Genomic DNA, 14,050 nt, shown 5'->3' with positions numbered 1-14,050 from the left:
TGCAGTTGTAGGCAAGATTGCAGTAAACTGCAAAAACTAGCTCCACACCGCCGGGAGGCGACTCCGGTGGGCGCTGCGCCGCATCAGCCGGGGTGCCACCACCCGGTGCAGGGGGCCGATCAGCGCCCAGACCGCCAGGACCGACGCCGCTACGTCGTTTTCCAGCCAGGCCGGCATCGGGACATCGTGCGCATGGCGCCAGTGCTACAGAGCTTTGGCGAACGCCCGTAGCGACTCCACCTGCGCGGGATCCAAAGAGGGACGCACGTTTTCGCGCGCCGTGGCGAGGTCGGCGGCGGTCACATCGGTGGCGTCGATGGATCGGCGCATGGCCGTCAGCGCGGCCTCCCGCAGCAGCGCCACACAGTCGGCGGCGCTGTAGCCGTCCAGCCCGGCCGCCACCTCGTCCATATCGACATCGGCGCTCAGTGGAATGGATTTGCCTGCCGTGCGCAGGATTTCGCGGCGGGCCGCGGCGTCGGGCGGTTCGACGAAGACCAGCCGTTCCAGCCGGCCCGGGCGCAGCAGCGCGGGGTCGATGAGATCCGGTCGGTTGGTGGCGCCCAGCACGACCACGTCGCGCAGTGGGTCGACGCCGTCGAGCTCGGTCAGGAGCGCGGCCACCACTCGATCGGTCACGCCCGAATCGAAGCTCTGCCCGCGCCGCGGCGCCAGCGCGTCCACCTCGTCGAGGAAGACCAGCGAGGGCGCCGAATCCCGTGCGCGCCGGAACAATTCGCGCACGGCCCTTTCCGAACTCCCCACCCATTTGTCCATCAGCTCGGAGCCCTTCACCGCGTGCACGGACAGCTGCCCGGTGCTGGCCAGCGCCCGCACGATGAAGGTCTTGCCACAGCCCGGTGGCCCGTACAGCAGCACCCCGCGCGGCGGCTCGATGCCCAATCTGGCGAACGTGTCCGGATGCTGCAGCGGCCACAACACGGCCTCGGTCAACGCCTGTCTGGCCTCGGCCATGTCGCCGACGTCATCGAGGGTGATGTTGCCGACGCTGACCTCCTCGCCGGCCGAACGGGACAGCGGCCTGATCACCGTCAGGGCGCCGGCCAGGTCCTCGTGTCTCAGCTCGGGCGGCCGGCCGTTGGCGCTGGCCCGCGATGCCGCTCGCAGCGCCGCCTCGCGCACCAGCGCGGCCAGGTCGGCCACGACGAAACCCGGTGTACGCGAAGATATTTCATCGAGGTCAAGCTCCCCGGTGGGCACGTTTCGCAGCAGCGACTCCAACAGCGCCTTGCGGGTGGCGGCGTCGGGCAACGGCAGGCCCAGCTCGCGATCGCACAGATCGGGGGCCCGCAACCGGGCGTCGAGCTGGTCGGGTCGCGCGGACGTGGCGATCAGGGCGACGCCCTCGCTGGCCACCGCCGTGCGCAACTCGCTCAGGATCAGCGAGGCGACCGGCTCGGCGGTGGCCGGCAGCAGGGCATCGACATCGGTGATCAGCAGCACGCCGCCGCCCTCGCGGGTCGTCTGCACCGCCGAAGCGACCGCCTTGAGCCGGTCTTCGGGGCCCAGTGCGCCGACCTCCGGGCCGTCCAGCGTGACCAGCCTGCGGTCACCGCACACCGCGCGCACCAGCGTCACCTTGCCCACGCCGGGTGGGCCCGACACCAGCACACCGAGGTTGGCACCGGCGCCCAATGTTTTGAGCAGGTGCGGTTCGTCGAGCGCGAGCTTGAGCCATTCGACCAGCTTGGCCGCCTGTGGCTGGGTGCCTTTCAGTTCCTCGACGACCATCTCGGGCCTGGCGACTTCGACCGAAATCTGCGACGCGGCCCGGGCATTGGAGACAACGCCGGTGCCCCAGGTGACCAGCGAGTTGGGCTGCACGCTCACCGGCCCCTCGGGGTCGACGCCGGTGACCGTCAGCAGCTCCGAGGTCCAGCTGATGCCCACCGCGGCGGCCAGCGCGCGGGTGGCCTCGGACGTCGAGGTGCCGGGACCCAGGTCGCGGGGTAGCAGCGAGACGGCGTCACCCACGGTGAGCACCTTGCCCAGCAAGGCTTGTCGCAGCGTCACCGGTGTGACCGACTGGGTGGCCAGCGCCGAGCCGGACAGCGTCACCGACCGCGCGCCGTAGACGGTGACGGTGCCGACCACCACCGCGGTCCCCTCGCGCAGTCCCGCGTTCGACAGTGTCACGTCGTCGAGCAATACGGTGCCGACCGGTGTGTCCGGGCCGGCCAGGCCCGCGACGGCCGCCGTGGTGCGCGACCCGATCAGCGATACCGCATCCCATTCTCGAATCCCCAGTGCGGCAATGGCGTTGGGGTGTAGTCGAACGACGCCGCGGCGGGAGTCGACCGCGGAGGTGTTCAGCCGGGCGGTCAGGGTGAGCTGACGGGCGTCGCCGGAGCGACTCACGGCAAGCGCCTGCCCGGCTTGCGCAGGCCCAGCCGCGCCACCGACCGGCGGTTGGGCTGTGCCCGCCGGATCGCCCGCCGGGCGGCCCGGCGCTGCTTGGGTTCGTCGTCCCACGCCTCGGGGTGCGCGGCCAGCCAGCGCGAGTTGCGGATGGCGAATGGTACGTGGCACAGGTAGGCGACGATGAGCACCCAGATCAACACATACGGCGCCAGCACCGCCGCCGCCGCGCCGATTGCCAGCACCGCCAGCAGCGGTGCCGCCCAACTCGGCGGCACCGCGACCGCGTGCATCTTGCGCATCGGGATCTTGCTGACCATCAGGATCGAGGTCCCGGTGATCCAGATGCACAAGAACAACGGTGACGTCCACCAGCCGTCACCGAACTGCAGCTTGAGTCCGATCAGACCGATCATCGAGATCGCGCCGGCCGGGGCCGGCATGCCCACGAAGAACTCGTGCGCGTAGGACGGCTGGCTGCCGTCGTCCTGCAGGGCGTTGAACCGTGCCAGCCGCAACACCACGCAGACGGCATAGAGCAGGATCACCACCCACCCGGCCGGCGACGTGGTCAGCAGCGTCACGTAGAGCACGATCGCCGGGGTTACGCCGAAGTTCACCGCGTCGGCCAGCGAATCGATCTCTTCGCCCATCCGCGACTGGGCGTCCAGGATGCGGGCCACCCGCCCGTCGAGTCCGTCCAGGATGGCGGCCGCCGCGATCAGCGCCATCGCGGCCTTGGGCTGATGTTCCAGGGCGAACCGGATCGAGGTCAGGCCCGCGCAGACAGAGAGCACCGTCATGGCGCTCGGCAGGATCTGCAGGTTGACCGCCGGCCGTCCGCGCGGCTTGCTGATCATCGCAGCTCGGCCAGCACGGTCTCGCCGGCGATCGCGCGCTGGCCGACCTTCACCAGCGGTTCGGCGCCCGCCGGCAGATAGGTGTCCAGCCTGGAGCCGAACCGGATCAAGCCGTAGGTGTCACCGATCGACAGCTTGTCGCCGACGTGCGCGTCGCAGATGATCCGCCGAGCCAGCAACCCGGCGACCTGTACCGCGACGACGTCCGCGCCGCTGGCGGTGCGCAGGCGCAGGCTGGTGCGCTCGTTTTCGGTGCTCGCCGCGGCCAGATCGGCCGAGCCGAATCGGCCCGGCCGGTGCTGCACGGCGATCACCTCGCCGCTGACCGGCGCACGCTGCACATGGGCGTCCAGCAGCGACAGGAAGATGCTGACGCGCGGCAGCGGCGCGTCGCCCATGCTCAGTTCGGCGGGCGGCGCGGCGAAGTCGATCACGCAGATCTCGCCGTCGGCGGGTGCGACGATCGCGCCGGGCCGGCTGGGCGGGACTCGGGGTGGGTGGCGAAAGAAGCCCGCGCAGGCGCCGGCGGCCAGCAGGCCGGCCCGCCGCACCCAGCGGTGCCTGCGGCCGAGCAGCGCCAGTGCCAGCCCGGCGCCGACGAACGGCCGCCCTGCCGGATGCACCGGTGGGACCGCGGAGCGCACCAGCTCCAGCGCGTGTTGCGGGCTGAAGCCCGGGTCCTGAGCAGAAGGGCCGATAGTGCGGGGGCGTCGTGCCACGGCGGCCATCTTACGGAGCGCGCCGCTGATTCGTAGCCGGCCGCAGCGGGAACGTCCACCGTCGACATGCACTCGAACGATCGGCGGAAAACACAGTTGCGCCGGGCGAAAGTCGCGGTCACCGCCGTATTCATCGCCCACGGCCTGGTGTTCTCGTCCTGGGCCGCCCACATTCCCCACGTCAAGGCCGGCCTCGGCCTTTCCGACGCCGCGCTGGGAACGGCGCTGTTCGGCGCGCCGGCGGGCTCGGTGGTGGCCACGTTGCTCAGCCATTGGGCGCTGCCGCGCCTGGGCAGCCACCGGTTGATCCCGGTCACGGCTGCCGGCTATGTCGCAGCCGGAGTGACGGTGGGCCTGGCCGGCTCCGCGGCGGCGCTGTTCGGTGCGCTGGCGCTGTGGGGGCTGTTTCAGGGGGCGCTGGACGTCGCGATGAACACCCAGGCCGGCACGGTCGAGCGGCTCGCCGAGGCGCCTATCATGGCGCGATTCCACGGCATGTGGAGCGTCGGGGCGTTGCTGGGGGCCCTGATCGGCGCGGCGTGCGTCGGCGCGGGCGTCAGCCTGACCGTCCAGCTGACTGTCCTGGGGCTGGTCGTGCTGATCGTGGTGGAACCGCTCACTCGTGGCCTGATTCCCGACGCGGTAACGGCCGCCGCCGCACCGTCGCAGCCTGCGCCGGGTAGGCGGGGGTGGATGACGCCGGCGGTGGCGATCCTGGCCGCGGTGTCGTTCGCGTCGTTTCTGTGCGAAGGCGCCGCCACCGACTGGTCGGCCAACTACCTGCGCAACGTCGTGGGCGCCGGCCCGAGTGTGTCTGCGCTGAGCTACGCCGCCTACACGTGCGCGATGGTGGTCACCCGGTTCGGCGCACCCTGGCTGCACGCGCGGACGTCCAGCCGCCGGTTGCTACCGGCGCTGGCGCTGGTGGCCGTCGTAGGCATGGGCGTGACGCTGGCGGCCGCCAGCGCCTGGGTCAGCGTGCTCGGTTTCGCCGCGCTGGGCGCCGGTGTGGCGCTGCTGGTACCCACCGCCTTCAGCGCGGCCTACGGCGCAAGCGGCGCCGGATCGGCGATCGCCATCGTGGCCGCGACCGGTTGGCTGGGCTATCTGCTGGGGCCGCCGCTGATCGGCCACCTGTCCGGGCGGGTGGGGCTGTCGGCGGCGCTGATCACCATTCCGGTGATGATGGCGATCGTCGGCGTCGCGATCCGCTGCACCCCGGCCTTCGGCCAGGCCGACGAATTCCACCGGGACGTGGCGACGCCCGCCGGCTAGCGCAGGTCCCAGACCTGTAGCTGCGTTCCCTCGGGCAGCTCGACGACGTCCTCCGGGATGTCCAGCAGCCCGTTCGCCGACGCGAGCCAGCGCAGGTGATGCGACGCCGGCGGTCCGTAACTGGTGACGGTGCCGGCGTCATCGTTGAGCACCGCGCGCCGGAATTGGCGCTTGCCGCGCGGCGATGTCAACGACTCGGCGAGGACCGCGGTGCGGTGCGGGCGGTCCGGATCGGGCAGGCGCATCGCCCTGCGCAGCGCGGGCCGGATGAACACCTCGAAGGACACCAGCGCGCTGACCGGGTTGCCCGGCAGCGTGACGATCGTCGCGCCGCCCACCCGGCCCACGCCCTGCGGCATGCCCGGCTGCATGGCGACCTTGACGAATTCCACGCCCTGGTCGCCGTCGCGCCCGAACGCGTCCTTGACCACCTCGTAGGCGCCGGCGCTGACCCCGCCGCTGGTGATGATCAGATCGACTTGGTTTTCGGGGCCCGCGTATCGGTCGATGATCGAGCTGAATTGCGCCACTTCGTCTTCCGCGGTCGCGACGGCGACCAGATCGGCGCCCGCATCCCGGACGGCTCCGGCCAGCATGATCGAGTTGGATTCGTAGATCTGCCCCGGCAGCAGCGGCGTGCCCGGTGTCACCAGCTCCGATCCGGTCGAGATCACCAGCACCCGCTGGCGCGGGATCACCGGCAACTCGGCGATTCCCAGCGCCGCGGCCAAGCCGAGGACGGCCGGCGTCACCACCTGGCCCCGGCGCAGGACGGTGGTGCCGGGAGAGACGTCCTCGCCCGCGCGGCGAATGTGCCGGCCGGCGTCGTGGGGCGCGCGGATCGCGACCACGTCCACGCCGCCGTCGGTGTCCTCCACCGGCACGACGGCCGTCGCCCCGGCGGGCAGCGGCGCGCCCGTCATGATCCGGTGGGCCGTGCCGGGCTGCAGCGTCAGCTCGTCGGTGCGCCCGGCCGGAATGTCCTCGGCGACGGGCAGCACCACCGGATGGTCGGGCGTGGCGCCCGACGTGTCTTCGGCGCGTACCGCGTAGCCATCCATGGCGGAGTTGTCGAAGACCGGCAGCGCCAGCTGCGCCACCACGTCGTCGGCCAGGACCAGGCCCTGGGCCTGGGCCAGCGGGACCGCGACCGGCGGCCGGGCACGAATCAGTTCGGTGACGACCCGCTGGTGTTCGGCGACTGAGCGCATCGGGGTCATTATCCGTGCTTCAGACGGGGAAGCCGACGCCGGTCAGTTCTTCGGAGACGGCCCAGAGCCGGCGCTGCAGCTCCGCGTCGTGGGACTGGGCGCTCGACTTGACGAGCTTCGGGCGACCACGTTGCTCGAGGAACCCGGCCGGGCCGTAGTACTGCCCGCCCTGGACGGCCGGGTCGGTGGCCGCCCGCAGCGTCGGCAGCGCGCCCATCGCCGGGCTCTGGAACAACATCGGCCCCAGCGCGGCCTTCACCGGCCGGAAGACGCCCGGCAGGTGGCGGGCCAGCTCGGTGTTGGAGCCGCCCGGGTGCGCCGCGACGGCAATGGTTTTCGCGTCGGCCTTGGCCGCGAGCCGGCGCTGCAGCTCGTAGGTGAACAGCAGGTTGGCCAGCTTGGATTGCCCGTAGGCGGCGATCCGGTCGTAGCCGTGTTCCCACTGCAGGTCGTCGAAGTGGATCGCGGCCCGCAGCCGGTGGCCGAGGCTGCTGACCGTCACCACCCGCGAATCCCGCACGCCCAGCAGGTTGTTCAGCAGCAGCCCGGTCAGCGCGAAGTGTCCCAGATGGTTGGTGCCGAACTGCAATTCGAAGCCGTCGGTGGTCAGCTGCTTGGGCGTCCACATCACCCCGGCGTTGTTGATCAGCAAGTCGATTCGGGGGTAAGCCGAGCGCAACGCGTCGGCGGCGGAGCGGATCGAATCCAGCGAGGTCAGATCCAGCTGCTGCAGCGTGACGTCCGCGCGCGGGCTGGCGGCGACGATGCGCGACAGCGCCGCGTTGCCCTTCTCGAGATTGCGCACCGCGAGCACGACGTGGGCGCCGCGGTAGGCGAGCACGGCGGCCGCCTCATATCCGATGCCGGTGTTGGCGCCGGTGACGACGACGACGCGGCCGCTTTGATCCGGAATGTCACCCTCCGACCAATTGCGGTTCTCTTTGTCGTTGGAAGCCATGGCCCAAAACATACCTATGGTCGGCGGACGCCGCCGGGTTGGGCGACGGCCTCGGTATCGCGGCGGCCCCGTAGCCCCGGGGTGTCATAGCCCTTGGCCTCGGTGATCACCAACATCGCCGAATTATTTTGCTGGGCAACCGAATTCCCGCGGTTCGGCCGGCGCGCCGAGCTGATGAGGCGGGGGGAGTGGACCGGCGGCAGCGACCAGGCAGCTGAGACATGTTGAGGCATCGACGATTTGGACGATCCGGACGTCGCGGCGCGCCGTCATCGCTGTCGGCCTGCGGCGCTACGTCAACGGCGACCGGTCGCCAGCGACGTAGCGACGGCCGGCGTGCGCGGGCGGTGGGCCGAAGGGCGCGGCACGCGGGGCCGTCGAGTCATCGCGGGCGGCGCGAGGGACAGGCGCGCCCGGGCGCGATCACGGTATCCGCGCCCGCCCCGCTGATAGCCGGTGACCCGGGTGGCGCGTTCGCGCGTGGCGACCGGCTCCGGTGGGCGCGGCCGGAAGTCCGGTGTGCTCCGGGGTTTTGGGCGTTTGATCCGCAGGCTGATCATCACCGGCGCGCTCATCGACCAATCGATTCTTTGCCGCATCCAGGCCGCAGCCCGCTTCGACGGCTTGCTCGTCCGCACGGCCACACCCTACGCCCACAGCTGCGGCGGCCAGGGGCAAGAGCAGAAACCTTACAGCAGAACAAAATTCGGGTTAACGCAACGGTTTACTGCACCCAGAAATTATCGTGGCGGACGAACCACTCGCGGCGCTCGTCGTCGGTCATGTCGGCCAGCGCCGCAAAGCCTTCGAAGTAAGCCTCGCGGGGCGCGCCGGGCGCGAACAACATCAGAATGGACGCGGCTTCGTCCGCCTCGTTACGAAAGCCGTGCACGCCACCGGGCGGCACGTACAGGAAGTCGCCTTGGTGGCCGTCCGTCCACTGCGTGCCGTCGTAGAGCTTCATCGTCCCGGACAACACGAAGAACGCCTCGGACATGGCGCGGTGGAAATGCGCCGGGGGTCCGCCGCCGGCCGGCGCGATGTCGACCCGGTAGAGCCCGTAGTCGCCGGCGGTGTCCTCTTGGTTGGCCAGGTAGTGGTACTTGACCCCGGTCGCCTCATAGTCGGGGGGCTGATCGGCGCGCTTGAGCGAGGCGCTGATCTCCGGCTCGTCTTTGGTGTATCGGGCTGGCGGGTAGGGCGGCACGACGAGGGACATGGATCCAGTGTGCGCATAGCATCACCGGTGTGGGGACTGTGGACGGATCGATCGCCGAAGATGTCCGCGTGCAACGGCTGCTCGACGCCGAACGAAAAGCCACGCAACTGTTCGACGAGATCGAGCGGCGGGCCATGATCCGGCCGGGTCTGGGCGAGAAGGAGCTGTCCGACCGGATCCACGACCTGGCGGGCGAGATGTTCGGGGTGACGCGGCACTGGCACCGGCGGATCGTGCGCGCCGGGGAGAACACGCTGCAGCCGTTCAACGAGCGCCCGCCTGACCGGGTGATCGCCGAGGACGACATCGTCTTCCTCGACCTGGGTCCGATCTTCGAAGAGTGGGAGGCCGACTTCGGGCGGACGTTCGTGCTCGGCGACGACCCGCACAAGGCAGCCCTTCGCGACGCGCTGCCACGGGTCTGGGAGGCCGGCCGCGAGCATTTCGCCGGCCATCCCGAGATCACCGGCGCCGAGCTGTTCGACTACGTCGTCGGGGTGGCCCGTGCCGAGGGCTTCGCGTGGGGCAGTCGAATCGCGGGCCATCTGATCGGCGAGTTCCCGCACAAGAAGATCGCTGGTCCCGGCGTCGAGTGGATCATCATGCCCGGATCGAACAAGCCGATGCGCCGCACCGATCCGCGCGGGCGCATCTGCCACTGGATCCTCGAGATCCACCTTGTCGATCGCCCGCGCGGCTTCGGCGGCTTCTACGAGCAGCTGCTCGATTTGGGCTAGTCGACGGGGTAGACGACGCCGGTGAGCTCCTCGGATACCGCCCACAACCGGCGCTGCCGCTCGGCGTCGTGCGACTTGCGGCTGGATCCCACCACTTTGGGGTAGCCGCGCGTTTGCGCAAAGCCGTCGGGTCCGAAGTATTGCCCGCCGACTACCGCTGGGTCGGTCGCGGCACGCAGGCTGGGCAGGGCGCCCATCGCCGCGTCTTGGAACAGCGGTGCGAGCGCGGGGTAGACGACCGCAGCCCATCGCGGCAGGTTGCGCATCAGCTCCGTGTTCGAGCCGCCGGGGTGGGCTGCCGCGGCGATCGTCGTCCCATGCGGAGCGAGCCGTCGTTGCAATTCGTAGGTGAACAACAGGTTGGCCAGCTTGGCCTGCCCGTAGGCCGAGACCCGGTTGTAACTGCGTTCCCACTGCAGGTCGTCGAAGTGAATGTCGGCGCGGATGCGGTGGCCGATGCTGCTGACCGTCACCACCCGCGAACCCGCGACCGGTAGCAGTCGATCCAGCAGCAGACCGGTGAACGCGAAGTGGCCGAGATGGTTGGTGCCGAACTGCAGCTCGAAGCCGTCCTTGGTGGTCGACCTGGGTGTGTACATCACGCCGGCGTTATTGATCAGCAGGTCGATGCGATCGTGCGCGGACCGCAACTGCTCGGCCGCGGCCCGAACAGAGGCCAGCGACGTCAGGTCGAGTTCCTGCAACGCGACGTCGGCATGCGGGTGCTGCGCGGTGATCCGGGCCGCCGCGTCCTTGCCCTTGTCCAGGTTGCGCACCGCGAGCACCACGTGCGCGCCGTGCTCGGCGAGCGCCGCGGCGGTCTCGTAGCCCAGGCCGGTGTTTGCTCCGGTGATGACGGCGACCCGACCGGTCTGGTCGGGAATGTCTGCAGTGGTCCACTTGGCCATCCGAGGCTCCTTGAACTTGTAGAGTAAACGGAGCGAGCGCCCCGGTTGATTGCACTATACGGAACGCACGCCCCGTTTTGTCAACCGTCAGGTGGTGAACAGATGACGCAGCCCGAACGTCCGCTGCGCGCGGACGCGGCGCGCAATCGGGCGCGCGTGCTGGAAGTCGCCTACGAAACCTTCGCCGCCGAGGGGCTCTCGGTACCCATCGACGAGATCGCCCGGCGCGCCGAGGTCGGGGCCGGCACCGTCTACCGGCACTTCCCCACCAAGGAGGCGTTGTTTCAGGCCGTCATCGAAGACCGCATGCAGCGGCTGGTCGACGACGGCCGCGCCCTGCTGGAATCCGAAGGATCCGGCGAAGCGCTGTTCACCTTCCTGCGCTCGATGGTGCTGCATTGGGGCGCGACCGACCGCGGTCTGGCCGACGCGTTGGCCGGTCTCGGCATCGACATCGCCTCCGCCGCCCCCGACGCCGAGGACGCGTTCCTGGCCATGCTCGACGAGTTGCTGCGGGCCGCGCAGCGGGCGGGCACCGCGCGCCAGGACATCGGGGCCGGGGAAGTGAAGGCGATCTTAGTCGGCTGCCAGGCGATGGAGGCCTACAACTCGGACCTGGCCGAGCGGGTGACCGGCGTCGTCGTCGACGGTCTACGCGCTGGGAGATCGGGCTGACCTCTTCTTGCACTCGACATAGGCGAGTGCTAAGAATGACTTGGCACTCGCGACCGGCGAGTGCTAGGTCGGGACGGTGAGGCCAGGGCCGCGACAAGCGGAAGACACCTAGCCGTCCGTCGCGGGCACTGCACCCGGCCAGAACGTGTCATCCCCAATCCGGAGGAATCACTTCGCAATGGCCAAGACAATTGCGTACGACGAAGAGGCCCGGCGCGGCCTCGAGCGGGGGCTGAACGCCCTCGCCGACGCGGTAAAGGTGACGTTGGGCCCCAAGGGTCGCAACGTCGTCCTGGAGAAGAAGTGGGGTGCCCCCACGATCACCAACGATGGTGTGTCCATCGCCAAGGAGATCGAGCTGGAGGACCCCTACGAGAAGATCGGCGCCGAGCTGGTCAAGGAAGTCGCCAAGAAGACCGACGACGTTGCCGGTGACGGCACGACGACGGCCACGGTTCTGGCCCAGGCGTTGGTCCGCGAGGGCCTGCGTAACGTCGCGGCCGGCGCCAACCCGCTGGGTCTGAAGCGCGGCATCGAGAAGGCCGTCGAGAAGGTCACCGAGACCCTGCTCAAGTCGGCCAAAGAGGTCGAGACCAAGGACCAGATCGCTGCCACCGCGGCCATCTCCGCGGGCGACCAGTCGATCGGCGATCTGATCGCCGAGGCGATGGACAAGGTCGGCAACGAGGGCGTCATCACCGTCGAGGAGTCCAACACCTTCGGCCTGCAGCTCGAGCTCACCGAGGGCATGCGGTTCGACAAGGGCTACATCTCGGGCTACTTCGTCACCGACGCCGAGCGTCAGGAAGCGGTCCTGGAGGACCCGTACATCCTGCTGGTCAGCTCCAAGGTTTCGACCGTCAAGGACCTGCTGCCCCTGCTGGAAAAGGTCATCCAGGCCGGCAAGCCGCTGCTGATCATCGCCGAGGACGTCGAGGGCGAGGCGTTGAGCACCCTGGTCGTCAACAAGATCCGCGGCACCTTCAAGTCGGTGGCCGTCAAGGCTCCCGGCTTCGGTGACCGCCGCAAGGCGATGCTGCAGGACATGGCCATCCTCACCGGTGGCCAGGTCATCAGCGAAGAGGTCGGCCTGTCGCTGGAGAGCGCCGACGTCAACCTGCTGGGCAAGGCCCGCAAGGTCGTCGTCACCAAGGACGAGACCACCATCGTCGAGGGCGCCGGTGACCCCGATGCCATCGCCGGTCGGGTGGCCCAGATCCGCCAGGAGATCGAGAACAGCGACTCCGACTACGACCGCGAGAAGCTGCAGGAGCGCCTGGCCAAGCTGGCCGGCGGTGTTGCGGTGATCAAGGCCGGGGCCGCGACCGAGGTCGAGCTCAAGGAGCGCAAGCACCGCATCGAGGACGCGGTGCGCAACGCCAAGGCCGCCGTCGAGGAGGGCATCGTTGCCGGTGGTGGCGTGGCCCTGCTGCACGCGACCCCGTCGCTGGACGAGCTGAAGCTCACCGGTGACGAGGCGACCGGCGCCAACATCGTCCGCGTGGCGCTCGAGGCTCCGCTGAAGCAGATCGCCTTCAACGGTGGTCTGGAGCCCGGCGTTGTGGCCGAGAAGGTCCGCAACTCGCCCCCCGGTACCGGCCTGAACGCCGCCACCGGTGAGTACGAGGACCTGCTCAAGGCCGGCGTTGCCGACCCGGTGAAGGTGACCCGCTCGGCGCTGCAGAACGCGGCGTCCATCGCGGGCCTGTTCCTCACCACCGAGGCCGTCGTCGCCGACAAGCCGGAGAAGGCGGCCGCACCCGCGGGCGACCCGACCGGTGGCATGGGCGGTATGGACTTCTAAGTCCACGACTCGAATATCGGAAAGCCCGGCCCTCATCAGGGGGCCGGGCTTTTCCATGTCTGCGCGAAGATGCGTCGCCCGGCTTCGCCGGCCTCGCACTAGGCCGCTAGCGTGCCGACCCGCTTCGCCCGGCTTCGCCGCGCTCGCGATCGGCACTGGGCTGATCGCGTGCCGACCCGCTTCGCCCGGCTTCGCCGCCCTCGCGATCGGCACTAGGCCGGCAGGGAGAACACCACGCAGTCGTGCAAGCAGCCCTTGGCGGCGTCGGGGGAGTCGGCGTCACGATGCAGCAGCGCGCGGGTCGGAACCACGGTCAGGCGGGCGGTCTCGGCGCCGGCCTCGGTCACTTCGGCCGTGCCGTCGACGATCAGTGAGTAGCCGCCGGGTTCGGCGGGCGGCCACAACAGGGTCACGTCGGCGCGCTGGGCCAGGTTGTTGCGGGTTCGCCCGCCGATGAGTCCGACGTCCAGGGTGGCTTCACGCAGCTGCGGCTCGACCGTCACGGTGTGCACGCGGTATTCGTCGTCGACCGTGATCAGGTACGCATACGGGTAGTCGACGAGCGCGTCGGCCAGCGCCTTGAGATCGACCTTCTTTTTGGTGCGCATGATCTTTCCAGGATAAGCGCGGGTCGGTGCCTTACTGCGGCGGCGAGGGCCGCAGGAACCCGGCGATGCGCGACGTGTAGCCGCGGGCGACGGCGCCGGAGCTGGCCGGGCGCGTGACGGCCGTGCTGGTGTTGGAGAAGCCGAGGTTTCGCAGCACCTGGTGCCAGGGCGGCAGCTTGGCCACGGCCGCCGACGCGTCGGCGTGGTAGCCGAACATGGCTGCCACGTCCGAGGCCCACATCTGCTCGTATGCGGCCTCGATGTCGGCGATGGCCGGGGTGTTCTGACCCAGGTGATTGTTTGCTGCCAGCGCCGACACCAGGGCGCGGTTGGCCGCGACCACGGCGGGCTGCACGGTGGCGGCAAGCGCCACCTCGAATGCGGTCGCGATGGCCGAGGCCTGCTGCGACACCTCTTCGGCCTGCGCGGCAGCTGCGCTGAGCCAGCTCACGTACTGGCTGGCCACGGACAACATGGCCGCCGACGACGCCCCCTGCCACGACCCGCTGGCGAGATCCGTCGTCACTGCCGAAAATGACGAGGCCGACGATGCCAACTCCTCAGCCAGTCCGTCCCACGCCGCCGCAGCAGCAAGCAGCGGCCCGGGACCAGGACCGGAAAAAATCAGCGCCGAGTTGACTTCTGGCGGCAACCACGCAAAATGCGGGTTCGTCACGGACCCAACTTAGCTGGTATA

Annotated in this window: 13 protein-coding genes and 2 pseudogenes; 4 read left to right on the top strand and 11 right to left on the bottom strand. The window is 69.7% G+C overall.

Features of this window, described 5'->3' with window-relative positions:
• Positions 1 to 36: 36 nt before the first annotated feature.
• Genes ACIUM1_RS11500 through ACIUM1_RS11485 form a run of 4 tightly spaced genes read right to left on the bottom strand, consistent with a single transcriptional unit; the run spans position 37 to position 3,958 of the window.
• Positions 37 to 177 (bottom strand): hypothetical protein, encoded by a 141-nt coding sequence (locus tag ACIUM1_RS11500; RefSeq protein ID WP_406817267.1) that lies wholly within the window; start codon positions 175 to 177, stop codon positions 37 to 39.
• Positions 178 to 204: 27 nt separating this feature from the next.
• Positions 205 to 2,379 (bottom strand): AAA family ATPase, encoded by a 2,175-nt coding sequence (locus ACIUM1_RS11495; RefSeq protein ID WP_406817266.1) that lies wholly within the window; start codon positions 2,377 to 2,379, stop codon positions 205 to 207.
• Positions 2,376 to 3,239, bottom strand: a complete 864-nt coding sequence (gene pssA, locus ACIUM1_RS11490) for a CDP-diacylglycerol--serine O-phosphatidyltransferase (protein WP_406817265.1) — start codon at positions 3,237 to 3,239, stop codon at positions 2,376 to 2,378. The genes ACIUM1_RS11495 and pssA overlap by 4 nt, the downstream gene beginning before the upstream one ends.
• Positions 3,236 to 3,958 (bottom strand): phosphatidylserine decarboxylase, encoded by a 723-nt coding sequence (locus tag ACIUM1_RS11485; protein ID WP_406817264.1) that lies wholly within the window; start codon positions 3,956 to 3,958, stop codon positions 3,236 to 3,238. The genes pssA and ACIUM1_RS11485 overlap by 4 nt, the downstream gene beginning before the upstream one ends.
• Positions 3,959 to 4,024: 66 nt before the next feature.
• Between ACIUM1_RS11485 and ACIUM1_RS11480 the strand changes: the two genes are divergently transcribed.
• Entirely contained in the window at positions 4,025 to 5,233 is a 1,209-nt protein-coding gene (locus ACIUM1_RS11480; protein ID WP_406817263.1) for an MFS transporter, read from the top strand.
• On the opposite strand, the gene glp is transcribed toward ACIUM1_RS11480, so the two are convergent.
• The 3 genes from glp to ACIUM1_RS11465 form a co-directional block, all read right to left on the bottom strand.
• Positions 5,230 to 6,444, bottom strand: a complete 1,215-nt coding sequence (gene glp / locus ACIUM1_RS11475) for a gephyrin-like molybdotransferase Glp (RefSeq protein WP_406817262.1) — start codon at positions 6,442 to 6,444, stop codon at positions 5,230 to 5,232. The genes ACIUM1_RS11480 and glp overlap by 4 nt on opposite strands.
• A gap of 19 nt (positions 6,445 to 6,463) precedes the next feature.
• Positions 6,464 to 7,402 (bottom strand): SDR family NAD(P)-dependent oxidoreductase, encoded by a 939-nt coding sequence (locus ACIUM1_RS11470; protein WP_406817261.1) that lies wholly within the window; start codon positions 7,400 to 7,402, stop codon positions 6,464 to 6,466.
• 724 nt (positions 7,403 to 8,126) lie between these two features.
• On the bottom strand, positions 8,127 to 8,621 hold the full coding sequence (locus ACIUM1_RS11465; protein WP_406817260.1) for a cupin domain-containing protein: 495 nt from the start codon (positions 8,619 to 8,621) through the stop codon (positions 8,127 to 8,129).
• A 38-nt stretch (positions 8,622 to 8,659) separates the two neighbouring features.
• On the opposite strand from ACIUM1_RS11465, the gene ACIUM1_RS11460 reads away from it, so the two are divergent.
• On the top strand, positions 8,660 to 9,358 hold the full coding sequence (locus ACIUM1_RS11460; RefSeq protein ID WP_406817638.1) for a M24 family metallopeptidase: 699 nt from the start codon (positions 8,660 to 8,662) through the stop codon (positions 9,356 to 9,358).
• On the opposite strand, the gene ACIUM1_RS11455 is transcribed toward ACIUM1_RS11460, so the two are convergent.
• Positions 9,355 to 10,266 (bottom strand): SDR family NAD(P)-dependent oxidoreductase, encoded by a 912-nt coding sequence (locus ACIUM1_RS11455; RefSeq protein WP_406817259.1) that lies wholly within the window; start codon positions 10,264 to 10,266, stop codon positions 9,355 to 9,357. The genes ACIUM1_RS11460 and ACIUM1_RS11455 overlap by 4 nt on opposite strands.
• A 102-nt stretch (positions 10,267 to 10,368) precedes the next feature.
• On the opposite strand from ACIUM1_RS11455, the gene ACIUM1_RS11450 reads away from it, so the two are divergent.
• The gene (locus tag ACIUM1_RS11450) at positions 10,369 to 10,941 is read left to right on the top strand and encodes a TetR/AcrR family transcriptional regulator (RefSeq protein ID WP_406817258.1); all 573 of its coding nucleotides are present in this window, start codon (positions 10,369 to 10,371) and stop codon (positions 10,939 to 10,941) included.
• A gap of 178 nt (positions 10,942 to 11,119) precedes the next feature.
• The gene (groL, locus tag ACIUM1_RS11445; RefSeq protein WP_406817257.1) at positions 11,120 to 12,745 is read left to right on the top strand and encodes a chaperonin GroEL; all 1,626 of its coding nucleotides are present in this window, start codon (positions 11,120 to 11,122) and stop codon (positions 12,743 to 12,745) included.
• Between the two features lie 87 nt (positions 12,746 to 12,832).
• Here the strand turns inward: groL and ACIUM1_RS11440 are convergent.
• The 3 genes and pseudogenes from ACIUM1_RS11440 to ACIUM1_RS11430 all read right to left on the bottom strand — a co-directional run.
• Positions 12,833 to 12,958 (bottom strand): annotated as a pseudogene (locus ACIUM1_RS11440) (2-isopropylmalate synthase); the annotation flags it as partial.
• A complete protein-coding gene (locus ACIUM1_RS11435; protein WP_406817256.1) occupies positions 12,958 to 13,353 on the bottom strand; it encodes a pyridoxamine 5'-phosphate oxidase family protein in 396 nt (131 codons plus the stop codon). The pseudogene ACIUM1_RS11440 and the gene ACIUM1_RS11435, both read right to left, overlap by 1 nt.
• A 55-nt stretch (positions 13,354 to 13,408) precedes the next feature.
• Positions 13,409 to 14,029 (bottom strand): annotated as a pseudogene (locus tag ACIUM1_RS11430) (PPE family protein); the annotation flags it as partial.
• Between the last annotated feature and the right edge of the window lie 21 nt (positions 14,030 to 14,050).

It is taken from the genome of Mycobacterium sp. M23085 (assembly GCF_045343915.1).
Classification (GTDB): Bacteria; Actinomycetota; Actinomycetes; order Mycobacteriales; family Mycobacteriaceae; genus Mycobacterium.
The sequence above is the reverse complement of the archived record's forward strand: the minus strand, read 5'-3'. Positions and strand labels throughout refer to the sequence as shown.